Below are 26153 nucleotides of genomic sequence, written 5' to 3'. Positions count from 1 at the left end.
GCCCACGAGATCATGAAACCCCATCGCCTGCTGATCATCCTGCCCGCCGGAATCACCGCCGTCGTGATCGCCGCATTCGTCCTGACGATCACCGACGACAACGGACCACACGATGTCCCCGCCGATCCCGGCAGCACCACAGCTCCGACCGAGCGAACGTTCCCTGACGTGCCGCCAACCGGATCGCCGCTACCACCGAGCACCGATCTGTTCGGCAACCGCCTGGAAGTGCCTGGCACAGAAGCCGGTGTCGCCCTTGCACAAGACACAAGCACACGACCTGACCCCACCCGCCCGGACTACCTGACCATTGCGCCCGCCCGGATGCAGTGGCAGCAAGGCTGGGGAGGAGCGGCATTGCCCGTCTCAGGCAGCGACGGACCGGCCCGCATCCACGACGGGATCGCGACCGGATTCGCCCACACACCCCAAGGCGCGGCGCTGGCAGCGGCCGACGCGCTCGCCCGCGCGCTCGCCGCCCCCGAGAGCGTCTGGCAGAAGGTTGTGCGCGAACGCTATTACGGCGGCGGCCAAGAGCTGCTGGACCGCTTCGCCCGTTCGCGCGAACGCACCCGCGACGCCGCACGCTACGTCGTGGTCCCCGACGGCATCCGAATCCAGCCCGGCTACCGCGACGACCTCGCAATCGTGCAATTCGCCAACCGCAACCAACTCGGTCACACGATCTCGACTTGGCCGATGGCCTGGATTGACGGCGACTGGCGCGTCCGCGTTCCCGACAACATCGAAAGCCTTTGGGGACCAGGCACATACGCGCCCACCCTGACCGAGTTCGGCTCATGGAAGACCATGTCATGAGATCTGTCCTCGCCGATGCGCGGGTCGACGCTTTGATGCCGTGGCGGTCGCAGCTCCCTCTACCCGACGTCTGCGATATGCCGTTGGGGCCCCAACAGGCATGTGAACAGCTCGGACAAGCTGCCACCGACACGGCAAGTTCCGTCCTCGACGACATGACATCGCAACTCGGGGAGAGCTTCGGCGGTTTGCTGCGATTCGTCATGACCTGGTGGACAGCGCTTCCGTCACCGCAACTGACAGACAACCAGGGGGGACCTGGACCGGTGTTGTCCGGGATCCGCGAATACACCAGCGGCCTGCAGGTGCTGCTGCTGACCTGCGGAATCATTTTCGCCGCAGCACGACTCGCACTGGCCAAACGCGGTGGGGTCGCGGGCGAAGCACAGGAAAGCTTCCTGATGCTGGCTCGAGCCGTTTTCGCTTCGATGGCCTTCGCCGCCATCATCACCGCCGGAACCCGTGCCGGGGACGCCTTCGCCGAATGGGTGCTGTTCGACGCGTCCCGCGGCGACGCACACAACATCGTCGCCGCGCTGGCCGAGTTCGATCTCAAGAGGAACTCCGGATTAGGCACAGGCGTCCTGCTCGTGCTGTTCCTCCTCGGCATCATCAGCATGCTCATACAGCTGGTCATGCTGGTACTGCGGCAAGCCCTGCTGATCCTGGTCGTCGCCGCCATCCCGCTCGCGGCAGCTGCTTCGGGGACAGGGCCAGGGTCCCAGGCTTACAAGCGTTTGCTGAGTTGGTCGCTGGCGTTCGTGCTGTGGAAGCCGGTCGGAGCGTTGGTCTATGCGATCGCCTTCACCGTGGCAGGGCGCGACCAAAAGGATCCGCAACTGGTGTTGCTGGGGTTGATTCTGCTGGTGATGAGCGTGGTGGTGTTGCCCGCGCTGATCCGATTGGTCGCCCCTGCGGTTGCGACGCTCGGAAGTGGTGGTGGCGCGTCGGCTGTGTTGGCTGGTGGCGCGGCCGGTGTGGCGATGGCGTCGCTGGGGGATCGATCGGGCGGCCGAAAGGTCAGTGAGGGAGAAAACGCGCCTGGCGGGGGCGGGGCATCCAACGGTTCATCGACGCCTGGCGGTAGTCCTGGTGGCGGTGGTGGTGGGGGCCGTCCGATGTCTGGTGGAAGCAGCGACAGTGGTTCTGCCGCGTCGGGAGCCGCGAGTCCCGCAGGTGGTTCGAGTGGCGGTGCGGGTGGTGGCGCTGCGCGGTCCACTGGTGCCGGAGCGGCACGGTCGTCGAGCACGCCCGGTGCGAGCGGCGCGGGCAGCGGCGGTGGGCAGGCTGCTGCCGGTGGCGGTATGGCCGGTGCGCTGGTGATGGGTGCTCAGATAGCCGCAGATATGGCGCAGCGGGGGGTTTCGGCGATCGACAGCCAGACCCGTGATGCGACAGAAGGCGCGTTGGATCCGGATGCGTTGGGGCCGGGGGAGGTCCGGCGATGACGGCTCGCGTGTATGGCCGCTGGGAACGTCCCCGCTCGGCCGGGTTCGTCGGATTGACCTGGGGTGTGTCGATGCTCGGGTTGGCGCTGATCGTCATGGTGATGGTCGGGTTCATGATCACTCGATCGCTGTCGGTAGCCGCGGGTCTGATTGTGGCTGCGGCGCTGGTGTTCACGCCCTTGGCTATCACTCGCAATGGCCGCACCGGCTGGGAGATCGCGATATTGCGGGTGCAGTTCGCCGCTGCCCGCGCCCGCGGTGAGCACGTCTACCAGGCCGGTCGATTCTCCAAGATTCCCGGCATCGCGAAACTACCTGGGCTGCTGGCTGATTCGCGGCTCTCGGAGTATGAAACCTCGGGCGGGAAACGCTTCGCCATGCTGCATATCCGCCGCAGCGATCACTACACGGTGGTGCTCCGGGTGATCCCCCGCGGCAAGGAGTTGGTCGATCAAGCCCAGATCGACGCCTGGGTGGAGGGGTACGGCCAATTCCTGGCCACCCAGAGTCGCGGTGGGGAAGTGGTCGCGGTGACCTCGGTCCTCGAGAACGTGGTCGAAACCCGCCTCAAGCAAGCCCGGGAAGTCACCCGCCTGGTCCGCCCCGATGCCCCGGCTTATGCGAAGGCGGTGATGCGGGAAGCCGCCGCCGACATTGGTGGGGTCGGTGTGCGCATCGAAGCCCGCATCGCGATCACCTACCGCGCCATCGGCAAAGGCCGCATCCGCCGCGACGAAGCCGAGCAAGCCCGCGAGATCGGTAACCGCCTGCAAGGTGTCCTGTCCCAGCTTGCCCGCGCAGGTTTGCCGGCGACGCCGCTGCAGGCATGGGAAGTACTCGGGCTGGTGCGCACCCGCTACGACCTGGCCGCTCAACGCGACGTCGAAGCCGCGGGCCCCGACATCACCGGCACGCAGTCGTGGGACTCGGTCGGGCCGATCGCGCACCAGGACCGCTGGGATCACTACGTCCACGACGGCGCTCGCTCGATCACCTGGGAGATGGACGCCGCCCCGCGCGGCGCGGTTATGGAAACGGTGCTCGAGGAGTTGCTGCGCCCCCGCGCGGATGTGCCACGCAAGCGGGTGGCGATCGTGTACCGGCTGCATTCGGCGGCCGAGGCCACCACCCTGGTCGACTCGGACTTTCGGGATGCGGTCGCTGCTGAGCAAACCGAACGCGGCATCGCCTCGGCGTCGGCGCGGATCCGGGTCGCCAATACCCAAGCCTCCCGCGAGGAGCAAGCACGCGGGGCGGGTTTGACCCGTTTCGGAGTGTTGGTGACCGTCACCGATCACCTCTATGGGGACCTGCCCGGGATCGAAGCGTCGGTCCAGGGGATGGCCGCCGCGTCCCGGCTCGGGGTGCGCCGCTGCTACGGCACGCAAGCTGCGGCATTCGCCGCGAGCTTGGGGATCGGGTTGATCCTGCCCGAGCACGCCTCGATCTCGAAGCGGGTGTCGATGTGAACGGGTTCCGCCGCAAGGCTTCTCGTCCTGCGCGTACCGAAGTGGTCGCTGGTATGCGGGTGCTCACGCCGGGGGCGCGCGCCGCGACCGAGGCTGCCGCCGCCAAGCCCGGTCTGCGTGGTTGGCGAGGAAGGCTGGCGATATCGAGCGATGATCATCGCCGCACGACCGCCGCGCACCGTGCGGCCGATGTCGTCGGCGACGGCTTCGACCGATCGCCCCTCCCGTTGACCGACCGTGGATATCGCGGGCTCGGCGGCGGCCGCGCCTCGGTGGTGCCCAGCACACCGGAATGGCGCGCGACCACCGTGCAAGTCGCCGGGTTGTGGCCGTTCGTCGTTGGTGCCAGCGCTCCCACGATCGGTGCACCTGTCGGGGCGCATTACATCACCGGTGCGCCTGTGCATTTCGACCCGATGAGCTGGTTTCTCAAAGGCTTCATCACCGCCCCGAGCGCGTTCGTGCTGGCACTCAACGGGTTCGGAAAATCCAGCCTGATCCGGCGCATGGTGACCGGCGCGGTCGCGGCCGGGGAAACGGTGTTGTGCATGGGCGACACCAAACCCGACTACCGCGACCTCGTCGAACGCCTCGGCGGCCAAGTCGTCGACCTCGGCTACGGGCACGGCACCCTCAACCCCCTCGATGTCGGCGCGCTCGGCGCGGTCGTCGAACGGCTCACCGACCCCGACCAGCGCCGCCAGGTCACCGCGCGCGTGGAGGCCGGGCAAGTCAACATCGTCGCGGGCCTGATCGAGTTGGTGCGCGGGTCACGAGTGGCCGACTTCGAAGAAGTCCTCCTCGCCGCCGGACTACGCGAGCTCTACAGCCCCACAGGTGGATTCACCTATCAACACCCACCCCTGCTGGCCGACCTACTTGAGGTCATCGCCGGCGGCGGGGAACAACTACGCCAATTCGCCGAAGAAGACTACGACACCACCTACCGAGCGAGCACCAAAACCCTGCGCCGCTCGCTACGCGCACTGGTCGAGGGCCCCTTCGGCGCCATCTTCAACGGGCCCACCACCACTGGTCTGGATCTCGCGAGTCCGGCGGTGTGCGTGGATGTCTCCCGCATCCCCGAAGGCGACACCAAACTACTCGCCGCGGTGCTGATGGTCTGCTGGAGCGAAGGCTTCGGCGCCGTCGCCGCCGCCCACGCCCTCGCCGACGCCGGGCTCGCCCCACCGCGCACCTTCGAGGTCGTCATGGACGAAATTTGGCGCGTCCTGGGCGTCGGTGAGTTCATGGTCGACCGCGTCGATGCACTCACCCGCCTGCAACGAGGCCTGGGCACCGGACTGATCATGTGCAGCCACACCATCAAAGACCTCGCAGCCTTCGACTCCCCAGCCGCCCAAGCCAAAGCGATCGGCTTCTTCGAACGCGCCCGCGCCAAACTCATCGGCCCGGTCGGGCCCGAGGAGATCAATCGTCTTCGTGCCGCGGTCGGGATCACCGACACCGAGAAACTACTCGTCACCTCCTGGGCTGCACCACGCCCACCCAGCGACGACGACCTGGACGCCACCCGCCGCGAAACCCCGCCTGGCACTGGCTGTTTTCTGCTGAAAACCGGCGAAGCCGAAGAGCCCGGGATTCCCTTCCGGCTGGTGTTCACACCAACTGAGCGCGCTACGGATGTGCACAACACAAACCGGCGGTTCGACGAGCTGCCCGGTACGGCGAAGGCGAGCAGGTGATGGCCGGTGGTTGCATCGAAAACCGTAGTCGCAATAGCGATCTCGCAACCGGTGGCGCTGATTCTACTGCTGCTGATGGTTATGAGCGTCGACTCGGTCCGCTCATGTGCGACCCCCCTTGTGAACAGTGTCGCCAGCGTCAGTGGTTCTACCGGTCAATCGATAGTGGGGCTGTCGGAGCGGCAGTTGCAGTTGGCCCGCAACGGCGTCGCGATCGGCAAACAACGCCGGATGCCGGAGAACGTGATCATCGCCGAGTTGGCGGCCCAGGCCACCGAGAGCGCGTTTCGGAATCTGGCCAACCCGTCGGTACCGGAGTCATTGAACTATGCCAACGACGGTGTGGGTTTCGACCACGACTCGGTTGGCCCACACCAAATGCGTACCAGCGTCTGGGGTGCGGTCGGCATCGCCACACTCATGGATCCGCTGTATCAGATCAATTGGTTCTACTCCGAAGCTGCACAGCTCGGCCCCACCGTCAAGGCGATGGCACCAGCCGAACTCGCCCAAGCGATCGAACAGTCCGCGCCGAATGCCTACGCTGGACAGTTGGAGTTGGCGCGGCAGTTGTACGCGTTGTTCGCGGATATCGACCGCGCCTCGATGCCCCGCACCACGGCAGGGTCACCAGCGAGCGGGTGCGGGTCGACCGGTTCCGGCGCACCGTTGCCAGCGGCAGCGAGCGCGTTCGGGCGGGCGGTGATCGAGCACGCTGCCCGCTGGCTCGGCACACCCTACGTGTGGGGTGGCGGCGACAGCTATGGTCCGACCGGCGGTGGGTTCGACTGCTCCGGGTTGACCCTGTATGCGATCTACCAAGCCTCCGGCGGCCGGATCCGATTGCCGCACTACACACAAGCCCAGCAAGACCATCCGACCGCGCAACCGGTGCCCTTCGCAGATCGGGCACCCGGGGACCTCATCTTCTTCACCGAACCGGGCGATACGGATTCCCATCACGTCGGCATCTACTACGGCCGCGACGCCCAAGGACGCGATCTGCTTCTCCACGCACCCCAGAGCGGGCAAAACGTCACCCTCACCCCACTCAGCGCATGGCAGGGCGAACACATGGACGTACGCCGTTACAGCAACCCCTCTACTGTAGGTTCTCGTGACTGATTGCGTCTTATCGGTCATTTTGCGTCGGTCTTGCGTTTGCGCAAGATCGGTGAGAACCGCGCAGGAGGGCGAGGCGGCAAAGTTGCTATGCCCGCCCGCTCTTGGGCCGCCAACGGGCTGGCGGATCTTCGCCGACCAGTCCGTCCACAGCCTCGCGGAGCAGGTCGGCGTGCCCGGTGTGGCGGCCGTATTCCTCGATCAGGTCGCAGATGAGCCGTCGCAGGCTGAGGTGGCGACCGTCGGGCGAGGACAGATGAACGAGCTGGTCGATCCCACCGGTAGCCAGAGCAGCGTGAAGCCGTGTGCGGGATCGTTCGACAGCGCCGTCCCACAGCGCATAGAGCTGCTCGGCGGTGTCGTCGGCAGTATCGAAAGTGAAGTCCCAGTTCTCGGTGCCGTCCCAACCGAAGGCATCCCAGGGTGCACCTACCGGATCCCCTGTGAGCTTGGTGGTGAACATGTAGTCCTCGGCAGCGGCAAGGTGTTTGAGCAGGCCACCGAGAGTCAGCGAGGACATCCCGACACGAGCTTTCAGCCCGGCGGCGTCGAGGTCGTCGGCTTTCCAACGGAAGGTCGTGCGCAACCTGTCGAGAGCACCGAGAAGGTGCTCGACCTCGCTACCGGCAAGCGGCGGCTCCCACGGGTAATCGCTAATCGTCATGGTCGCCACCGTAGATTCGATTGCTCTTCCTCACCGTATCTTGCACAGACTCTGCGGCCTTTCAGGTGCGGAGGTCTCGACACAGCAGGGCGGCTCGGCAGGGTTCGGGCCGAGCCCACCGTCGGCGACGAGGGCCCTGCTCCTCGCTGGAATGCGCAATGTCGGTGAGAATCCCCGCCGCAATGCGTGGGAGAAACCCCGGCGAATCCTCAGGTCGCCGGACGTCCGACCGCGAAGTCCGACGAGAACCTACATCTACCCCAGCCCGCGACTCCACCCCGGGAGATCGAGCATGAAAACCCAACCCGCGCATTCTGCCTCGGTCAACGGCGTCGCTGCCCCTATTGCATCCCCATCGGGAGTCGGCGTGACCCCGACAACCGTTCTCACCGCAGCTCTCGGCGTCGCCGCCGTGACCGCCGGATGCGCTGCGACCACACCTCAACCCATGACCAACGACGAACAGGAGTGCACGGCAATAGTTTTCGCGCCGCCTTTCGCGATGGTGGATCCGTGTTCGGTCGATGCCGTGCTGACGGCGGCGGTGACCGCCGTGTTCAGTTATCGGCCCAGCGAGCACACCGATGCGCGGGTGACGTTTCGGGCCGCGCGGGCGTTGATGGACCCCAGGTTCGCTGAGCGCGCGGAGTCCGCGGCCCTGGTGTGGGCACCGCTGAGCGCCACGCAATGGCAGCAATGGCATACCACCGCCACCCCAATCATCGCATCCGCTGGCGTGAGCAGCGACGACCATCCCACCGACACCGCGACCACGGCCGACCGCGTGCTGGCCGTGGACCTGCAACCCGGTGACCTACCCCCGATCAGTTGGGCGGTGTACGCCCACGCCACCCGTACCACTGCCGCGTCGGGGTGGGTGTTGTCGGGATTGGAGGTGTTTTCGTGAGTGGCGATCCGGTCGAAGAGAGCAGTCAGGCGCTGCGCGGCGGTTTCGTTCAGGCGTTGCAAACCGCGCACACCACCGCCGCTCTGATGCGCGGGCGTGGTGGGGAAGCGCGGTCGAAGACGGAGTCCGAGCAGCGGGTTCGCCACGCAAGCGCCAAGGAGTGGCGCTCGTTCCTCGAACACCGTCTCCGCGTGATCGACGCCGTAGAGGAAGCGAGGCATAAGCGCGACCTCAACGCCGCCAAGGTCGATGAGGTGCGAGCGCGTATCGAGAGCGGCGGGCGAGCACATCAGATGGAGCAGTGGCAGAAGTGGCGCCAAATCCAGCGTGCCGATACCGACCTGTCCCGCCGAAACAAAGCAGCAAAGCTCGAACGCAAACACTTGACTAACCGGGAGACGCGCGCGGTCGAGCTGCACAAGCTCGATATTGAATACAAGGAGCTGTTGATCGAGATCCGCCGCCGTGCAGCGGGTTTCAGTGACACCCTGACCGCGCAGGGGGAATCCGGCGAGGCGAAGGCTTCGGCAGCCGCGTTCGCCGCCGCAAAGGGCGCGAAGGGACTATCCGACCAACACGATCGCGATGCCGACGCCTTCGACGAGCGGTTCGTCGAGGACACCGGCGCCGACTACACCGAGGTCGTCGATGCGACGCTGGTTGCCGATATTGGCACCGAGAGCGAAATCATCGAGGCCACCGTCGTCGACGATTTCAGTGGCTTCGATGACCTCGACGCGGGAGCGTGGGAGCACGCCATATCGGTGGGGATCGAGGACGTTGTCGCTCTCACCGAGGAGCTCAGTTTCGCCACCCACCTCACCCACGAGTTCGCTGATTTGTCCGGCGACGAGGGAATCGAGCCCGATGAGGGTTCAGTGATCAGCGAGGCGATCGACGCGACCGGCGCCACTGGCGAGGGAATCACCGAGGCCATGGATTTCGATCTGGACGCCGAACCACCCTCAGCGGCACCGGATCTGGGGATTGAGCCATGACCAGCGAAACCAGGATGCCGGCGGTGTGGCTGCTACATGGCGGGGGTCGGTGAGATGGATACACCGACGCCGCTTCAGGCGCATCTGCTGAAAACGGTGCAGAACATCGCCTACGACAACCAGCAGCGCCTCGAGCGAACTCGCCATGCCGGAAACGTCAGTGTTCCGCCAGAAGTGTTGCAGCACTTGCGTATCGGTGAGCATTCGCTTGAACAGCTCGAGGCTGTGGCATTCGCGGTCGGTGTGCCGAAGGCATGGATCGACTACGTCCGCGCTGCGGGTGAGCGTGGTGGGCAGTGGCAGCCGGGACAAGTGCTGCTCGGGTCGGGACAGGTCGATCGGGCCGCACTGACCGACGCGTTGGGCATTGAGGTACGCGGCTTGCGGGATATGGCGGGTGTGGCGGCCGCCTACATCCGCCATGGCGAGCTGAATGTCGATGCGGTGTCGCGGTTTCGGCGCGTGATGGGGATGACCTGGCAGCGCGTCGGCGCGGTCTCGCACGCCTTGTCCTTGAGTGAAGAAGAACGCCACCAGGTATGGCAGCGCGGCGCGCAGCATTGGCCGACCGCGGTCGCCGGGAAGTTCGCAGAGCACAGTGACCGGCAGCTCGCGGCGCGATGGAACCAGGTGGCAGACACCGACTTCACCGCTCTCACGATGCCAGTCATCGTGCTGCAAACCGCCGGAATCACCCACGACGACATCGCTACCCACATGCCGATCTCCCCGGACCGCATGGTCGAACTCGCCGTCGACGCAATCAGGACCCTCGATCGGCGTCCCAGGGAGCCCGCGGTCACTGATCCCGACTGCGAGCGCTATGGCGCGCGAATCAATGCTGCGATCGAGGCCGCCGGAATGACCGGTGACCCACCGGCGGCTCTCGGGCCTGCCGAGCTCACGACCGACGGGCCGCACGCCTTGGCAGCGGCCGAGTCCGACCAAGGCCATGACCCGTGACCCTGGATCGTTCGTCGCCTCGCGGAGGCCGGAAACGACCGAACACCAATCCCTTTCAGGAGAGAGGCAGTTAGCCATGAGTGAACCGATACCCGGGATGGAGGGGCTGACCAACTGGAAGATGCGGCTGCTCGAACGCATCCAAAACACCGCCGCCGACCACGTGCGGGTCCTACTGCAGGGCCACCCGACCTACGAATCCCACTACGGCAGAGGCGAAATCCAGATGCTGGCCTGGCGTACCCACCTACGGGCGCTGGCCGCGGATCGCCATGAGATCGAGATCCACGCCAGCGCCGTCGGTCTTCCGCCCGAGGCGATCACTCAGGCACGGGAGTTGGGAGAGCGGGGACTGCGATGGGGCGATAGCGTGCATTACCCACCTACCATGCGCCACGGGGAGGACCCTGTGCGCGGCGACATGGTCGAAGGCGTCGCAAACGACGTGTGGCAGCTCGAGCATATGGCTGCGATCATCGTCGCCCACCGACTCCGCAGCCGCGACGGCCGATTTCCTCCTGACCCCGAGGCGCAACAGCAGTTCGACCGGAACATGTCCGCCCTGTGGACCCGCGCGAACGAGGCAGGCTACGTCATCGGCCTGACCGCCGACGAGCACCACCAGTTGTGGGGCCGCGACCAGGCTGGGTGGGCACAGTTGGTGGCAGCGACGGTGCACCGCTACGGCGACGCCCCGCTGCACGAACGATGGCGTACCTACACCTGGCGCGGCATCGAACACGAAACGCGGCGCAGCATCGACAACCTCGCAGCAGGCCGGATGCAGGGATCAGAGGTGGCGCCGTCCCCAACCCCGAACCAGCTCATCGAACGCGCCACCCAAGCCCTCACCGGAAGCACCACACCGAGCCAGGCCAGCGCCGACAGAAGCATCGACCGAGCCGTCGACGTGGCGCTACCGGTTGATCCGGTGGCGGGATGGGACAGCGAACCGGCGTCGGAACCCGATATCCGTCCACCCGAACCTGGCTCCTCGGTCGGCTTTGAACGGTGAAACGGGGACGACGATGACAACTCCCGAACCCGAATTCTCCCAGCCACCGACGGTATCCCGATGGCAAGCTCAGCTGCTGATGCGCATCCGATTCCTAGCCGCCGAGCACACGCGCATCCGCGACACCGGATGGGAAAACTTCGAAGCCCTCACCGCAGACGGCAATCCGCAGACATCGTGGCAAAAACATTTGGACGGGCTCGAGGCCGAGCGTGAGCAGACCGAACAGACCGCGCTCAGCGCGGGGATCGAACCGGCCTGGATCGAGGACGCCCGCGAACTCGGCATCCAGAGCACTCGCCCGCGCGTAGATGCCGGAGTCCGACAGAATCCGGTGCGCGATAACGCCGCGCAGGACTTCTACGTCGACATGCTGTCATTAGACCTTTGGCATCTGGAACGGATGGCCGGTCTATCCGCGGCCCGCGCGGACCGCATCGCTACCGGACGGTGGACTTTCGGTACCAATCCCATTGCGGCAGCGCAGTTCGCTCAGAACATGAGGCTTTACCACGAGCGGGTCACCGCGCTCGCACACGCAGCGCAGATCACCGCGACCGAAGCCGACTTGCTGTGGGGCTCGGGTGCCGACAGCGACCGACGCAGCCATGCGGTCCATCTCGAAACATATGACGAACTGACGCTCGTCAACGAATGGAACTCCTACGCGACTGCCCGCAGCGACCTCGCGGTCCCGCCCTACATTCCTACCGGCTCCGATACCGGCATCCCCGTCGCTGGCATCGAAGCCATTCCACCGACACCGCAACAGATGATCGACGCCGCTTCCGTGTCGCTGCGCGCGGAATTCGTCGACGCGGCCATCAACAGTGCCGCCAGCGAATCGGATCACAACGCCGAGCCCACCGCCATCACCGAGGCCATCGCCACCGCCCTCCCCGAATGCGCTCACAGCTGGGACATCGAACCCGACCACGGCGACCAGATGACAAACCCATACCGCCCGACCGAGCTGGGCACAGACCCCTACTAGCTACCTATCGAAGCACGCACCGACTACTGATCCGCTAGAGACGCTCGTAGCACACGCTTTTCGTCGACGCACCGGTCACGGGTACTGACCGGAACGCCGAAACTGTACTGCCAGGGGACATCCGAACACCGCCGCACCGCCGATAGCCGGTTCGCGGCACACGCCCTTCCCTCACCGGAGGTCGACGATGTCCACCACATCCGAATGGGCTGCGCGATGAGCTGGCCCGAACCACGGTACGCAGCCACCGATCCGGCCTACTACCACGACGCAGCCGATCAGACCGAAGCTCAGATCCGGGCCGATTTCACCCGCTACTACCAACTGCGGCTGTTCGCGCCATTCGCCGAAACACCTGAGCAGAAGCAAGAGTTCACTACCCAAGCCGATCAGCTGGCAGCCCAGTGGGGCCGCCACGAATCCATCGAGCACCGCAGACAGTGGGAACAACTACAAGCGGCGGTCTCCGGGTGGGAGCTTCGACCGGAAGCCACCCGCGCCGCCTACACCCAGATCGACCAAGCCAAAGCCGCAGGCGAACTCGGTGTCGATGAGGTCGTATGGCGCAACCTACGCCAAGCCGCCGAAGTTACCGGTCACGTCGAAACCACCATTAACGGCTCCAATCAAGACGGCGTGCGCTGGCGGCCCCCGGACCACTCCGCCGGACACGACGCCGAGCACACCAGCCTGCTGGACCGAGCCCTCGGTGGCCGCGGTCCGGAGCTGGCCAGTCTGGCCGAGGTCGACGCGATCATCGCCGAAACCGATCAGCTGCTCGCGGCCGAGGAAGAACTCGGCGACCTCGACACAGGCGCCGACGAACGCGCCGCACGCCAGCACGCCGCGTTGCGACGACTCCAGGATCTCGCCGCCGAACACGCCTGGCTGTCGCAGCGATGGGACGGCACTCCCGAACAGGACCAGGCTCACATCGCACGCCTGGAGTCCCTGCTCGCAGAGGCCCGCACCGCCCGCGTCGACGCCGCAGATGCCGGTGTCCCGCCCGACGATATCGAGGCGGCCTACCGGGCAGGACGCGACGGCACACTGTCGCAACGTGTCCTGCCCGTTTCCGAGCCCGTGCACGAGGGGATCGAGAACTTCAGCCGCGACGGGCTACCGCGCACCGACCGGGGTGGTGGCGCGGCCATCGATGACGCCACTACAGCCGCTCTGCCTGGCGCGGACTTCGCAGAGTGGAGCACCACCGACGGCGTCGAGGAAAGCGCCGTGACCACGCACCGCACCCACAGTGTCGATGCCGACGTGACGTTGTGAAAGCCGTTTCACCCCAACCGTTTACATCATTTGGAGGATTTTGGCCATGATCTCGACACGAGAGACCCGTCGCCGCACCAAACGCGGTCTGGGTGAGGAAACCGCGCTTCTGCTGGCGTTCCTGGCGTTGATGGCTTTCGCTCTGGCGTTGTGGGCGGCGTTGAGCCTGGGCAGCTGGTGGGCCGGACTGCCTGTCACCGGCCATCCGGTGACCGCGCTGCTCGAAGTCGTCGCTGGACAGCACCGTTGGCCGTGGCAGGCCAGTGTGCTGGCTGTCGTCTTCACCGCCGCGGGAGCCGCGCTGGTCGTCGCGGGCTGGCGGGCATTGAGCGCTCGCAGTGAGATCGACGCGGCCGCGCGCACGATGCAACGCCCGGCCGCGATTCGGTTGGCCCGCGCGAGCGATAACGCGGTCGCCAACGAGCGACTCCTCCGTGACGCCGACCCAGCGATTCAAGCCCTCAAGGGTCCACCGCTAGGAAAGACAGTGATCGGCGGCGTAGATCTATTCGTACCAGCCGAAATGTGCGTGACACTCGCAGCCGGCGCCCGCACCGGCAAGACGATGGTCTGGGCGGTGCCTGCGGTTCTGGCCGCCTGGGGGCCGTGCCTGGCTACCTCGATCCGACCGGACCTGTACCGGCACACCGTCTATGGGCGCGAACAGCGAGGTCGGATCTGGCTGTGTGATCTGCAAGCGGTCACCGGCACGATCGAGTGCGGGTTCTGGGTTAACCTGCTCACCCAGGTCACAAACTTGCCCGCCGCCCGAAAGCTGGCCGGGTTCTTCGTCTCTGCCGCCTCTGGATCAGCGTCGCAGGCCGCCAACGCCAAAGTCGACAGCTATTTCGACGGCGGCGCTCAAGAGTTACTGAGCCTGTATATGTACGCCGCGGCGTGCGCGGGCGGGGATCTGCTGCACGTCGCCGAATGGCTCGGCAGAGACCAGGATCAGACCGCGGCGTTGCTCCTGCGTCACTACGGCCATCAGCGGCCCGCCGAACGCATCCTCGAATCCCAAGCCCTGTACGCCCGCCAACGTGACGGCCTATTCGATATGGCCAGGCGGTATTTGAACGTCCTGTCCGACGAGGGCTACGCCCGGATGATCACCCCACCACGACGCCAGCTCCTGGCGGTACGGGAGGAAACGGACAAGAAGACCCGCAAAACCCGCGTCGTAACCGACAAGACCGAACAGGACTCGACCCACAGTCTGCCGGAATTCAAACCTGCTGAATTTGTGACGTCGACTGACACGTTGTATGCGCTGTCGATGGCCGGTCCCGATGGAGCCACGCCGTTGACCTCGGCGTTGGTCGGCCAGATTCTCGAGGCTGGGCTCGAGGCGGCGCGGGCACGACCGGATGGGCGGCTGGCGGTGCCGCTGCTGGGGGTGCTCGACGAGGCAGCCAACTGCGCCCGCATCTCGGAGTTGCCTTCCTATTACACCTACGCCGGTGGCTGCGGGATCATCCTCATCACGATCCTGCAGGTGCTCGAACAAGGCGAAGACCTCTGGGGCGCAAACGGTCTCAAGACGATGCGCGCCCAATCCATCGAGGTCTACGGCGGCGGGATCGCCGCGGTCGACTACCTCGAACACTGGTCGGCGATGACTGGGGCCCATGATGTGGCCGACCGCTCCCGCAGCCACGGCGCCGGGGGAGTCAACCGCACCCTGACCTGGCGGCCCGAACCCATCCTCGACGTCGCCGTGCTGGCCGCACTGCCCAAAGACCGTGCCCTGGTTCGACTCCCCAACCACGGACCGGTAGTCGTGCGCAAGATCTGGTGGTCCGATACCGAATACGCACCCCTGATCCGGAAATCGTTGGAGCGCTTCGCGAAAGCCGCCCACCCAATCAATGGGGCAGCTGAAGTCATCGACGACGATCCGGCAGACGGTGGTAGGCAGTCATGAGCGCGTCGACCGCGGCGGCGGGCAAAAAGAACCCGATGCCACCGGCATACCGGCATTTCACCGAGTTCACCGAAAAATGGCTGCTTCCCACGATCAACGTCCGGTTGGCCGAAGCGAACCGGGAGAACACTTACACCTGGTGCAGCAAATGGTGGGCCCACCGTAGCGTCGCCGTGCGAATTGCGCACCTGCACAGCGCGTTCGAAGCCCAACGACGCGCTCAAACTGCCAACGGACTCAGCACGTTCCTGCTTTCACACCTCGACGCCCACTTCAAAGTCATCCTCGACGCTGCCAACGGCCCACTGCACCGCTGCACCCGCAGTACCCACCACGCCACACCCTCGCTGCCGTTCGAGCCCGTCCCGGCCGGGTGGTTCGCTCCTGCGAACCACCTACCCGATACCGCCCCCGAGGGCGAGGAACAGGGGCCGACCAAGCCGCCGCCGCGGTTCGCCCACTACAGCGTGTTCGTGCAGGACTGGTTGCTGCCGGTCACCGCGGTGCGGATCGCGGGCTCCAACCGGGAAGGCCAGTACAGCTGGTGTCGGGAGTGGTGGCGCCACCAAGCGGTCGCGGTCCGCTTCGCCGGCCTGCACAGGATTTTCGAAGCAGCGGGCCTGGCCGAGGACAAGTCGGCTATGAGCGCGCTATTCGTGCGCCACATCGACCCCCACATGCGCTACATCCTCGACGCCGCTAACGGCCCACTGCACCGCTGCACCCCTGACCAACACCTCGACATCCCAGGACTGCCCGCCGAACGGATCCCCGCCGCCTGGTTCGGTGCCCCCGGTGCGAAGACCCGCATCGAGCACCTGGGATTCGGCCCCGATTTCAGAGCCTTCGCAGTTAACAGTGCGGCGGGAAGGCCGGAGTTGTGACCACGCCGACGCGGCCGCAGGCGCGGGTGCTCTGGTCCCCGCAGAACGAGTCGGTCGCGGTCGCCACCATGCTGGCCGAGGCGACATACGGATGGGACGCATCAGCCGAGTTCGACAGCGGTGATTACGCCGCCGTCGACGCGTATCCGAACGCGGGACCCGACCCGTATCAGCCGGTAGCGGTTGTCCACCAACAACTTTCAAGCGAGGCGATATGCATTCAGCGAACGTTGCCACCACCACCGGCGTCGTCGCGGGTCAGCAGTCGGCGACCACGGCGCCCTGCATGTTCGCGCCATGACACGGCCACCCGCCCGTCGTGACCAGCGTCGTCCCAGAGCTCACACACGCCACGCTCGGCCCGATCCCGCGCACCGCCTCCCGCGTCCGCCCCAAACCAATCCGACAGGAGCCTCCACTATGACCGTGAGCCCGGAACACTTCACCCGGTCCGCAACAAGCCGTCAGCGCCAGCTAGGCGATCACCGCGTCACCTACCTACCCGACGGGGTCGCTCTGCTCGACCCCCGCGAATGGCTGCCCAGCTCTGATGACCGGATCTTGGCCGAGCACGCGCATCTGATCAATCCCGACGGATACCTGGTCGCGAGTATCGGCGCACTGCTGATCGAACATGGCAACCGGACCATCCTCATCGACACAGGCTTCGGACCACTAGCAGTGCCCACTCCCTACGGGCTGATGCGCGGCGGGCAACTACTCACCAGCCTTGCCGCCGCAGGCAAGACCTTGGCCGACATCGAACTGATCGCTATTACCCACCTGCACCTGGACCACATCGGCTGGCTATGGCAATCCATGCCCGAGACCACCGCTGGCCCTTTCGCCGATATCCCGGTCCTGGTCGGTGACACCGAATGGGGCCAGCGCGACCACGCCGCCACCGCCGGAATCAGTGCAGAAATGCTCGACACATTCAGCGCCCAAGTCCACACGATCGCCGATGGCGAAGAAATCTTCCCGGGAGTGCGTGCTCTCGCCACCCCCGGGCACAGCCTGGGCCACCTCGCCTACGAAATCACCTCGTCCCGCCACCGGCTGATCGTGTTCGGCGACGCCATGCAAACCCCACTCCAGATCACCCACCCCGATCTGAACGCCGCCGTCGACGCCAATCCCGCCGAATCCACGGTCACCGCTCGTCGACTGATCGACCAACTCACCCAACCTGACACCCTCGGCTTCGGAATTCACTTCGCCGACGTCCAACTCGGCCGCGTCACCGTCGACACTGGCGGGGAACGGGCATGGCAACCCGAATAGCCACCCTCCCAACATGATTCGGAGTCACGGAGCTATCACACCTCCCATCGACCTTCCCGCAAGTCTGACAGGGCTCGAACCGAACTTCTTGCCGTTGCGGCGCAACTCCTGCACTTGACGGCGACGGGTGCCCGCCGCGGACCGTCAAGTGCGGTTTGATTATTTGGGGACCTGTGCGAAAGTGCGGCGCGCCAATGTGATCGCTTCGGATTGTCCGGCAGCGTCAGTGAGTCGAATCATAAGACGTCAACATCACATTCCGTACCAGCACAATGACTTCCACAATGTCGATCGCCGCGGGCCCAGACGCCGACCTATCCCCGATACTCTCGACTCTATGATCATCTGGCTGAACGGAACATTTGGTGCCGGAAAGACCACGACCGCAACAGGATTGAACGCTCTGCTGCCCCAGTCGCGGATCTTCGACACCGAGGAGGTCGGGCTCATGCTCCGCCACGTCCTCGGCACCGAGATCGTCCGGGACTTCCAGGACTGGCAGCCCTGGCGAGGACTGGTCGTCGCCGCAGCCACCCAGATCCTCGATTACGTCGGCGGTGTTCTCATCGTTCCCCAGTCAGTCCTTGTCCACCAATACTGGCAAGAAATCCGCGCCGGACTCGAAAACGCCGGCGTCCCACTGCAACACTTCGTTCTTCACGCCGAACGCGACGAACTCCTGCGCCGCATCGAAACCGACCCCGCAAAACCGAACTCTCCATGGCGCCTCGAGCACCTCGACGACTACGACGCCGCCCGCGCATGGCACAACCGCGAAGCCCACGTCATCGACACCACAAGCCTGCAACCACGCCAAGTCGCCGAACTCGTCGCCGCTCATGCCGAGCACGCCCGAACATCAACGACGGGGCGACGAAGGGAATGAGCGACGATTCGGCTCAGCGTCAATGACAAACCACTACATCACCGACTGCCACTGAAACTGGGCCACCCTGGTCCCTACCTGCCAAACTCGGATGAGACCATGCGGTCTGTATCTTTCCTGTAGATGATGTAGGGCGAGTTCAGGGACAACGAGCAAGGTGACGATGGGTGCGGCCGATCTGCCCGCCGACAACGGCGCGGCGAAGAAGCCGAAGAAGAAGGGGACGAATTCGGCGCGGCCGAAGCGACGATCGTTCACGCCGGAGTACAAGGCCGCGATCGTGGCCGAGTACGACTTGCTGACCGAGCCGGGCGCGCGGGGCGCGCTGCTGCGCAGGGAGGGCCTGTATCACTCTCATGTGATCGAGTGGCGGCGGGCGCGGGACGCGGGTGCGTTGAATGCGTTGGCTGCCAAGACAACCGGGCCGAAGCCGGCGAAATCCGAGGCCGATCGCCGGGCCGAGAAGCTGGAAGCGGAGAACGCGCGTTTGCGGGCGGAGCTCGAGCGCAAGGACAAAGCGATGGCCGTGCTGGGAAAAGCTGTCGAGCTGCTGGAGATGCTCTCCAGCAGCTCGGATTCCGAGCCGAAGCCGCCGAAGTGATCGACGCCGCGACCGGCGAGTTGGAGGTGCTGGTCGGCCAGCGCGCGGCGTGCCGGTTGACCGGCAAGTCGCGGGCGACCCTGCACCGGCACCGAAACCCGAAACCACCAGTCCAGGGTCCGCGGCGGCCAGCGGTGCATCCGGCCGCCCTGACCGCGGCCGAGCAGGCCGCGGTGCTGACCGAGCTGCGCAGCGAGCGGTTCGTGGACAAGTCTCCGGCGCAGGTGTGGGCGATCCTGCTCGACGAGGGCCGGTATCTGTGCTCGGTCTCGACGATGTATCGGCTGCTGCGCGGTCACGGCGAGGTGGCCGAGCGCCGACGCCAGGCCACCCACCCGGCCCGGACCAAACCGGAGCTGGTGGCCACCGGCCCGAACCAGGTATGGAGTTGGGACACAACGAAATTGGCGGGACCGGGCAAAGGAATCTACTACGTGCTATTGGTGATGCTGGACATCTTCTCCCGCAAAGCGATCCGCTGGCGGGTGGTCCCGCGTGAATCCCAGTGGATCGCCAAGCAATTCCAGCTCGACGCGATCGCCGCCAACGACGGGGTCGTGCCCGACTACATCCACGCCGACAACGGCGGCCCGATGATCAGCAAACCGGTCTCCGAGCTGCTGATCGACCTCAACATCACCCGCTCGCACTCGCGCCCGCACGTGTCCAACGACAACCCGTACTCCGAGGCCAACTTCAAGACCCTCAAGTACTGTCCGGCCTTCCCGGACCGCTTCGCCTCCATCCGCGAGGCCCAGCGCTTCTGTGAGGCGTTCTTCACCTACTACAACAACCATCACCGGCACTCCGGCATCGGATTGCACACCCCCGCAACGGTTCACGACGGCACCGCCCACCAGATCCGCGCCGAGCGCGCCACGGTGCTGTCCGCCGCCTACGCAGCCAACCCCGGCCGGTTCCGGCGGCCTCCCACCCCACCCAAGCTGCCCAGCGCGGCCTGGATCAACGAACCGGCGAAGGAGAACATCAACACAGAATTCGTGGCATGACCGGTCTCATCCGGTTTGACAGATTCCGGGTCACAGCAGCGAAGTCGCTCAACCTCGTCGGCAACGGGCAGGTGTGTCAGGTATATCGTCAGCTATCGGCAGCACCTCGGTGTCATCGTCCGGATCGCCACCCCACGACCACTGCGACCGCCATCCGGGTCGACGCTTCGGCACCTCGGTCGTATCATCGCTGTTCTCGGCTGCCAGCGCATTGCCTGGTTTCCACGGATCGTCCTGTCTCGGTACATTCCCTACCGTATGCCGTCCCTGGAGCCGGGTCCCGCGCCACCAATATCCCGCGGGAAACGCAAGCACGGCAGTGAAGATCAGCGACACTGCCCAAAGGATGGCGATAAGCATCGACAGACCCGAGCCCTAGTTTTGCCCAGTTCGGCTGTGGGCGGGGATATTTCGTCGCAGCAGGTGCTGCACCAGCGGCCGAACGGTGGCGGTGACCGTGGCCGGTTCTTTGTTTTGGATGACCAGCCCGAAGACCACCGATACCAGTCCGGTCGTGATCGTGTCCAGGTGGACGGTCAGGTCGGCGCTTGTGGCGGTACTCGTAGTGGCGAGGTAGTCGTGGGCGGTGGTGCGGAGAAGCGCCAGGCGTGCAGCTCGCCAGAGCTCCGCCTCGCAGTCGTGCGGTCGTTCGGCGATCATGTCGAGTTCAAGCTGTTTCCATGCCGGGCGCTCGATTATTGCCGTTTCACACCACTCAGTGACAAGTTCGATCAGCTGCTCCCCTTCGGTGACCTGCTCGGCTGACCGCAGCTGTGCCAGCTGCGTGGCTACCTGGGCGATGGCGTGGCGGCTCAGCGGGTCCAGGACTGCATCTGCCAGTTGGGCTTTGGTTCCGAAGTGGCGTTGGGCTGCCCCTCGGGTGTACCCGGCGGCTTCGGCGATGCCGTCGACGGAGGTTGCCCTGTAACCGTTTTCGAGGAAGAGGGTGGTCGCGGCGGTGAGCAGGCGCTGATGTGTATGTCGTCGTTGCGCGGTGCGGGTGAGGCGTCGGCGTGTCTCTGGCATGAGGGTGGGACGGGCTCCAAGGTGAAGGGAAGATGTGAGTGAGACGAAGGGGCGCGCTGTGCGGGACAACTAATAATGCGCTGGTGATTGTCGGCTGCCAGGAGGAAGGGACCACTTCGGAGCCGTTTTTGCCATGAGTATGGGTTCTGGCGCAGGAACCGTGATGGCGCTGGTTGGAGTGTTGCCGTTCAGCCTTGCTGCTGGTACTAATTGCACGGGTGCACTGGTGATCTTGTCCGAAAGTTGTTGCCGCACTTGGCTTGTGTGGTGATCAATAATATCCAGAGCGACGGCGATCGGGTCGTCGTAGAGGCTGTTGTTGCCACGCCGATGGCCCAGTGTCCCGGGTGTGGAACAGCATCTGAGCGTGTGCATTCCCGCTACCGACGCCGGTTGGCCGATGCAGCGGTTGCTGGGCGGACGATGGTGCTGTCGCTGGTCGTGCGGCGCTTCTTCTGCGGACATACCGAATGTGCGGCAAGGACTTTCGCTGAACAGGTGGACGGGCTCACCACCAAGCGGTCACGCCGGACCAACCAGCTGACCTCGATGCTGACCTCGATCGGGCTGGCCCTGGCCGGACGCGCCGGTGCACGCTTGGCGCGGCGGCTCGGGTTGTCGGCCAGCCGCGACACGCTGCTGCGACTGGTCCGGGGAATGCCCGATCCGCCGGTCGGCGCGGTAAAAGTCCTGGGTGTCGACGATTTCGCTGTCAGACGCGGCCGCAGGTATGGCACCGTGCTGCTGGATATGGCCACGCATCGCCCGATCGATGTCCTCGACGATCGGGAGGCCGACACCTTGGCGGCGTGGCTGTCGGCGCATCCAGGGATCGAGATCATTACTCGAGACCGTGCCGGAGCCTATGTCGAGGGAGCCAGACGCGGTGCGCCGCAGGCCATTCAATGTGCCGATCGCTGGCATATCTGGCAGAACCTCGGCCAGGCGGTGGAGAAGACCGTCATCGCGCACCGTGATTGTGTGCGTGAATCATTCACTGCAACAACACGTTCCCGCCGCCAAACTGCCCAATCGGACAACGCCGACGCCGCTGATTCTATGGCAAAGGTCGATATCTCCGGGGTCCGGGATCGGTTCGTCCAGTTGCGGGCCCGCACCATCGAGCGTTACGACGCGGTGCAACGGTTGCGCGGTCAAGGCATGGGCCTGCGCACGATCGCGAAAGAGCTTGGCATCGACCGGAAAACGGCTCGGCGGTTCGCCGCCGCGTCCGATCCGGAAGACGTGATCGCCGCTGCCACCTCCCGGGCCGCGCTGCTGGACGACTTCGTTCCGCACCTGCTCACGAGCTGGAACGCGGGATGCACCGATGTCGCAGTCCTCACCCAGGAGCTTCGCCAGCTCGGTTACCGGGGCAGCCAGCGCACCGTCTACCGCTACTTGCAGCCTTACCGCGCTGGCCGGAAGAAGACCCGGATAGCCGCTGTCCCGGCGGCGCCGAAGATCCGCGCCGTGACCGCGTGGATCATGCGAGATCCCGACACTCTCGCCGGCGATGACGCTCACCAGCTCGCCGGGATTCTGGCCGGCTGCCCGGAACTCGAGGCCACCCGCCACCACGTCGGCGCGTTCGCTGTCATGATGCGCGACCTGCGCGGTAATCGCCTTCCCGAGTGGATGGCGCAGGTCCGTGCCGATAACCTGCCAGCGCTGCACTCGTTCGTCACCGGGCTCGAACACGACTTCGCCGCAGTCACCGCCGGGCTGACGCTTCCGTGGAGCAACGGCCCTGTTGAGGGCACCGTTAATAAACTGAAACACCACAAGCGCCAGTGCTTTGGTCGGGCCAAACTGGATCTGCTACGCAAACGCTTGCTGCTCAGCCACGCGACCGTCGATCAGCATCCGCCAATGAAATGATCACGGTTCCTGCGCCAGAACCCTTCAGGCTGGCAGCCGACATGGTGATGGAGACGCGAGATGACGGCGGCGCGAAGTTCAGGCGTCTGTTTCCAGCAGGAACATCGCGACCTGGAGGTGTACGAAGCGGTCATCCGCCCGATGCGTTCAGTGGATGTACTGAAGCCCGAGTGTCCGCGGGACGGTCAGTTCGATGAGATGGACAGGGCGCCAGCGCCCTACCAACTTGCCGTCCGCGTCGACGAACTCGCTGCGCCCCAATGGATCTGGCAGTGCTGGATCGTTCGACGCAACAACAGAGTGATTGTGCCCGTTGGTGATCCGGTTAGTTGGATCGGCTAGCACGGGCACCGGCATGGTCGCAGGCGTTCGGTCAGTTGGGAGCATGGGAAACCTCGTCGGTGTCTTCGGCGTCAGCAGTTGGCGTGGGGGTTATGGATGTCGAGGGTTTGTAGGCCGGTCAGGATTTTCTCGAGGACCGCTATGTCGGTGACGACCGGTGCTGCGAGTACTCGAGGTGCGTCGGCTGTGGTGGGAGTGCTCGGATCGCTGTCGCCGCCGTCGGGTGCGGGTGTGGGATTCATGCCAGTACCGCGTGAAGGATGCGTTCGATGTGTGGTCGTATCGCCGAGGGGACGGTGAGTCCGGGAGCGCGTTGATCGGCCATCCCGACGGCGATCGATGCAAGGAGCGTCACCATGGTCTCGACATCGACGCTGGATGTGGCGGATTTTATTGTGGTGGTGAGCAATTCGGTAACAGCGGCACGTAGATGAGTCAGGCGTCGGCTGGTCTGGGCATGGCTGTCGACGCCCAGATTCGCGAGGTCGAGTTCCAGCCGCGCCCACCCCGGTCGCGTCGCCAGAATCGTCGTCCACATTGCCAGCGTGGTGATGAGCCGATCGGTATCAGTCGGGTGGAACCGGTTGATTCGCTGGAGTGCTCGGAGATACAAGGTTTCGGCGACGTCGTGGCCGATGACCGCTTTGCGGCTGAAGTGGGTGAAAAACGTGTTCCGGCCGCATCCTGCGCGTTCGGTAATCCGTTCGATCGATGTCGCGGTAAACCCTTCGGCCAGAAACAGTTCGGTCGCGGCGTGCGCGAGTCGTTGCCGCATCAGTTCGGCATTGATGCGCGGCTGGGCGGCCTTGCCGGATGTGGGTGCTTCACGCACGTCACGAGCGGGTGTACTCGCTGGACGGATAGTGGGCATGGCAGATGGATGGTCCCTTCTGTCGATTGGGTCGGATGACGGTGTCGGACTGCGGATCTCGGGTCAGGCACCCCGCCGCAGTGAGTGGAGGCAGCGCTGATTCTCGGGCGAAAGGTCCGGCAATGCGGCTGGAAGCCCGGATGCCGCGGCCGTCCTGGTCGAGGCGCAGGCGTGTCAGCGGAATGCGGCGACGGAGGTGGACGGACGGAGACGGGCGTCGTTGTCTCTGTCGAAGGTCAGGCTGCCCAAGCGTTGTGACAGCGCGTAGTCGGCATCTGGCGATCAGGGCATACCCTCGGCCGATTCGGACTACTACCGGCTTCATCGGGTGCTCCCACGCAATAGCAGCAGGTGCTCGAGGTGGTTGTATTCACGCTGCGCTTTGAGGACGCCGATCCTGACTGGTCAGGCTGTCACCGCGCAGGTGAACCTGTTCGGCGTGGGAATGAAGCACGCGTCGGTCAAGGGGTCGGTGTCCAACCGCCAGTGCGGGGGATGGCGAGGTTGGGGATGACGAGCGTGTAGGTGTGAGTGATGGCTTTGGGGCTGGGCCCGAAGTGCTGCAGGTTGGGGGCGATCATCGCGACGGCTTGATACCGATGGGCGGTGGCGACGATCAGCGTGGTGGGCATGTAGGTGTCGGCATTTATGGTCAGTATCTGGGCGAGGAGGTAGCCGCGTTTGTGGGCGAGGTCGCGGATGAGTTGTTCGTCGTCGAGGGCTGATTCGGTAAGGCTCGTATTTATCACTCCGATTGCATTGCCAGGCAAGCTAGTTCACTCCGATCTTTGTCGATGTGTCTGGTCATCATCTGCGCGCCGCCCGCCGTTGCCGTCCGGGTTCAGGAGGTCGCATGCGGCCAGCGGCGACGAGGGTGCTGATGGCAGACGCCTTCGCTCCGCAATTTCCTTGGGTACAGGCGGCGTGGCACTGGGTGATCTTGTGTGCCTCTGGCACTGTGTAGGGGCGGAAAGGTGCGGCATGCGGGTTGGGCAACGGCTTGGGGCTGTCGGGCTCGGTGCCCCAGGACTCAGTTTCGGCAGGGCTGGCGCGGTCGACGAGTTTGGGTATGACTCCAAAGAGCAGTCCCAGCGTCGCGGCGACGGCCGCGACGACGATTAGGACGGTCTGGAGCTCGCTGGGCATCTCCTTCACCTCTCACTGGTGAGGACGGCGGGCGTGGTCATCGCACTCCTGGTCGATTTCGTCAATTCCCGCCTCTGTCATCGGGACCCAGCTGCCTTACTTGCTGGCCGCGGTGGCGTTCTGCGTTAGATGTGCGAGTGAGGCGGTGCCGGGGATCGGCAGTACGGCAGGCGATTTGTCCAGCAGCCACTGGATCGAGTGGGTCGCGGCGTCTGGATTGTCCCGCTCGATCACCAGGGCTCCGGCGGCGAGCGGTGCGTAGGCAACGAACGCAGTGCGGGTTTGGGTGCAGTAGTCGAGGACGGCGTCGTCGCCCTCGTCGAGGAGGTTGAAGCGGTTCTGCACAGCGGCGATAGGGGTGATCTTCTGCGCTGCTTCGATCTGGGAGACGGTGACCTTGGACAGGCCGACGTGGCGGATCTTGCCCTGGCTGCGCAGGTCGTCGAGGGTACCGATCTGGTCCTCGAACGGAACTCGTGGGTCGATGCGGTGCAGGTAGTAGAGGTCGATGCGGTCGAGTTGGAGGCGTCGCAGGCTCATTTCGACGCATTGGCGCAGGTATTCGGGCCGCCCGACCGGCGCCCATTGGTTCGGTCCTTGCCTGGTCATGCCGCCTTTGGTGGCGATGACCAGCTCGTCTGGGTATGGGTGCAAAGCCTGGCGGATCAGGTGTTCGGCGGTGGTCGGGCCGTAGGCGTCGGCGGTGTCGATGTGGTTGCAGCCCAGGTCGATGCCATGGCGCAGGAGTTGTTTAGCTTTGTTGGCGTCGGCCGGACGGCCCCAGTGGCCGGCGCCGGTGAGTTGCATTGTGCCGTAGCCGATTCGGTTGACCGGCAGGTCGCCGCCGATCGAGAAGGTGCCGCTTGCTGCTGCAGGCAATGTGTGGATGGACATCGCTGGCCTTCCGTTGCG

The 26153-nt window shown here is 65.2% G+C and carries 26 protein-coding genes; 19 read left to right on the top strand and 7 right to left on the bottom strand.

Going from position 1 to position 26153, the window contains the following annotated elements; all coding sequences use genetic code 11:
* Window positions 1-12 precede the first annotated feature (12 nt).
* From ACQP2U_RS24920 to ACQP2U_RS24900, 5 genes are read left to right on the top strand one after another with little or no spacing between them, the layout of a single operon-like run.
* The gene (locus ACQP2U_RS24920; RefSeq protein ID WP_433709707.1) at window positions 13-819 is read left to right on the top strand and encodes a hypothetical protein; all 807 of its coding nucleotides are present in this window, start codon (window positions 13-15) and stop codon (window positions 817-819) included.
* The gene (locus ACQP2U_RS24915) at window positions 816-2267 is read left to right on the top strand and encodes a hypothetical protein (protein WP_433709706.1); all 1452 of its coding nucleotides are present in this window, start codon (window positions 816-818) and stop codon (window positions 2265-2267) included. Before ACQP2U_RS24920 ends, ACQP2U_RS24915 begins: the two co-directional genes overlap by 4 nt.
* The gene (locus ACQP2U_RS24910) at window positions 2264-3736 is read left to right on the top strand and encodes an SCO6880 family protein (RefSeq protein WP_433709705.1); all 1473 of its coding nucleotides are present in this window, start codon (window positions 2264-2266) and stop codon (window positions 3734-3736) included. Before ACQP2U_RS24915 ends, ACQP2U_RS24910 begins: the two co-directional genes overlap by 4 nt.
* Complete coding sequence (locus ACQP2U_RS24905; RefSeq protein WP_433709704.1) at window positions 3733-5442, top strand: hypothetical protein; 1710 nt, start codon at window positions 3733-3735, stop codon at window positions 5440-5442. The genes ACQP2U_RS24910 and ACQP2U_RS24905 overlap by 4 nt, the downstream gene beginning before the upstream one ends.
* A 6-nt stretch (window positions 5443-5448) precedes the next feature.
* Complete coding sequence (locus ACQP2U_RS24900; protein WP_433709703.1) at window positions 5449-6567, top strand: C40 family peptidase; 1119 nt, start codon at window positions 5449-5451, stop codon at window positions 6565-6567.
* Window positions 6568-6652: 85 nt separating this feature from the next.
* Here the strand turns inward: ACQP2U_RS24900 and ACQP2U_RS24895 are convergent, their stop codons facing one another.
* Window positions 6653-7228, bottom strand: coding sequence for a DUF664 domain-containing protein (locus ACQP2U_RS24895; RefSeq protein WP_433709702.1), 576 nt, complete (start codon window positions 7226-7228; stop codon window positions 6653-6655).
* Window positions 7229-7595: 367 nt separating this feature from the next.
* Between ACQP2U_RS24895 and ACQP2U_RS24890 the strand changes: the two genes are divergently transcribed.
* The 12 genes from ACQP2U_RS24890 to ACQP2U_RS24835 all read left to right on the top strand — a co-directional run bounded on the left by ACQP2U_RS24890 (window position 7596) and on the right by ACQP2U_RS24835 (window position 19975).
* Window positions 7596-8135 (top strand): hypothetical protein, encoded by a 540-nt coding sequence (locus tag ACQP2U_RS24890; RefSeq protein WP_433709701.1) that lies wholly within the window; start codon window positions 7596-7598, stop codon window positions 8133-8135.
* The gene (locus ACQP2U_RS24885) at window positions 8132-9133 is read left to right on the top strand and encodes a hypothetical protein (protein ID WP_433709700.1); all 1002 of its coding nucleotides are present in this window, start codon (window positions 8132-8134) and stop codon (window positions 9131-9133) included. Before ACQP2U_RS24890 ends, ACQP2U_RS24885 begins: the two co-directional genes overlap by 4 nt.
* Window positions 9134-9187: 54 nt before the next feature.
* On the top strand, window positions 9188-10096 hold the full coding sequence (locus ACQP2U_RS24880) for a hypothetical protein (RefSeq protein ID WP_433709699.1): 909 nt from the start codon (window positions 9188-9190) through the stop codon (window positions 10094-10096).
* Window positions 10097-10172: 76 nt separating this feature from the next.
* On the top strand, window positions 10173-11111 hold the full coding sequence (locus ACQP2U_RS24875) for a hypothetical protein (protein WP_433709698.1): 939 nt from the start codon (window positions 10173-10175) through the stop codon (window positions 11109-11111).
* A gap of 13 nt (window positions 11112-11124) precedes the next feature.
* Window positions 11125-12105 (top strand): hypothetical protein, encoded by a 981-nt coding sequence (locus ACQP2U_RS24870; protein WP_433709697.1) that lies wholly within the window; start codon window positions 11125-11127, stop codon window positions 12103-12105.
* A 216-nt stretch (window positions 12106-12321) separates the two neighbouring features.
* On the top strand, window positions 12322-13386 hold the full coding sequence (locus ACQP2U_RS24865) for a hypothetical protein (protein ID WP_433709696.1): 1065 nt from the start codon (window positions 12322-12324) through the stop codon (window positions 13384-13386).
* 46 nt (window positions 13387-13432) lie between these two features.
* Window positions 13433-15310, top strand: coding sequence for a type IV secretory system conjugative DNA transfer family protein (locus ACQP2U_RS24860; RefSeq protein ID WP_433709695.1), 1878 nt, complete (start codon window positions 13433-13435; stop codon window positions 15308-15310).
* The gene (locus tag ACQP2U_RS24855) at window positions 15307-16194 is read left to right on the top strand and encodes a DUF4913 domain-containing protein (protein WP_433709694.1); all 888 of its coding nucleotides are present in this window, start codon (window positions 15307-15309) and stop codon (window positions 16192-16194) included. The genes ACQP2U_RS24860 and ACQP2U_RS24855 overlap by 4 nt, the downstream gene beginning before the upstream one ends.
* 420 nt (window positions 16195-16614) lie before the next feature.
* Window positions 16615-17478, top strand: a complete 864-nt coding sequence (locus tag ACQP2U_RS24850) for an MBL fold metallo-hydrolase (RefSeq protein WP_433709693.1) — start codon at window positions 16615-16617, stop codon at window positions 17476-17478.
* A 127-nt stretch (window positions 17479-17605) separates the two neighbouring features.
* Window positions 17606-18364, top strand: coding sequence for a hypothetical protein (locus tag ACQP2U_RS24845; protein WP_433709692.1), 759 nt, complete (start codon window positions 17606-17608; stop codon window positions 18362-18364).
* Between the two features lie 163 nt (window positions 18365-18527).
* Window positions 18528-18965: a transposase gene (locus ACQP2U_RS24840; RefSeq protein ID WP_433709486.1), complete on the top strand. Its 438-nt coding sequence runs from the start codon at window positions 18528-18530 to the stop codon at window positions 18963-18965.
* Entirely contained in the window at window positions 18962-19975 is a 1014-nt protein-coding gene (locus ACQP2U_RS24835) for a transposase (RefSeq protein WP_433709485.1), read from the top strand. The genes ACQP2U_RS24840 and ACQP2U_RS24835 overlap by 4 nt, the downstream gene beginning before the upstream one ends.
* A gap of 375 nt (window positions 19976-20350) precedes the next feature.
* On the opposite strand, the gene ACQP2U_RS24830 is transcribed toward ACQP2U_RS24835, so the two are convergent.
* Window positions 20351-21001 (bottom strand): TetR/AcrR family transcriptional regulator, encoded by a 651-nt coding sequence (locus ACQP2U_RS24830; RefSeq protein WP_433709691.1) that lies wholly within the window; start codon window positions 20999-21001, stop codon window positions 20351-20353.
* 264 nt (window positions 21002-21265) lie between these two features.
* Here ACQP2U_RS24830 and ACQP2U_RS24825 point away from each other — a divergent pair, with 264 nt between their 5' ends.
* Complete coding sequence (locus ACQP2U_RS24825; protein ID WP_433709690.1) at window positions 21266-22882, top strand: ISL3 family transposase; 1617 nt, start codon at window positions 21266-21268, stop codon at window positions 22880-22882.
* A gap of 60 nt (window positions 22883-22942) precedes the next feature.
* Complete coding sequence (locus ACQP2U_RS24820) at window positions 22943-23224, top strand: hypothetical protein (protein WP_433709689.1); 282 nt, start codon at window positions 22943-22945, stop codon at window positions 23222-23224.
* A 71-nt stretch (window positions 23225-23295) separates the two neighbouring features.
* Here the strand turns inward: ACQP2U_RS24820 and ACQP2U_RS24815 are convergent, their stop codons facing one another.
* The 5 genes from ACQP2U_RS24815 to ACQP2U_RS24795 all read right to left on the bottom strand — a co-directional run bounded on the left by ACQP2U_RS24815 (window position 23296) and on the right by ACQP2U_RS24795 (window position 26135).
* Window positions 23296-23466: a hypothetical protein gene (locus ACQP2U_RS24815; RefSeq protein ID WP_433709688.1), complete on the bottom strand. Its 171-nt coding sequence runs from the start codon at window positions 23464-23466 to the stop codon at window positions 23296-23298.
* Entirely contained in the window at window positions 23463-24056 is a 594-nt protein-coding gene (locus ACQP2U_RS24810) for a TetR/AcrR family transcriptional regulator (RefSeq protein WP_433709687.1), read from the bottom strand. The genes ACQP2U_RS24815 and ACQP2U_RS24810 overlap by 4 nt, the downstream gene beginning before the upstream one ends.
* 500 nt (window positions 24057-24556) lie before the next feature.
* On the bottom strand, window positions 24557-24865 hold the full coding sequence (locus ACQP2U_RS24805) for a hypothetical protein (RefSeq protein WP_433709686.1): 309 nt from the start codon (window positions 24863-24865) through the stop codon (window positions 24557-24559).
* A 37-nt stretch (window positions 24866-24902) separates the two neighbouring features.
* Window positions 24903-25241, bottom strand: coding sequence for a hypothetical protein (locus ACQP2U_RS24800; protein WP_433709685.1), 339 nt, complete (start codon window positions 25239-25241; stop codon window positions 24903-24905).
* Between the two features lie 96 nt (window positions 25242-25337).
* Window positions 25338-26135, bottom strand: a complete 798-nt coding sequence (locus ACQP2U_RS24795) for an aldo/keto reductase (RefSeq protein WP_433709684.1) — start codon at window positions 26133-26135, stop codon at window positions 25338-25340.
* Window positions 26136-26153: the final 18 nt, after the last annotated feature.

This window comes from Nocardia sp. CA-084685, assembly GCF_050955785.1.
Classification (GTDB): domain Bacteria; phylum Actinomycetota; class Actinomycetes; order Mycobacteriales; family Mycobacteriaceae; genus Nocardia.
This window is presented reverse-complemented; position numbering and strand designations above follow the sequence as displayed.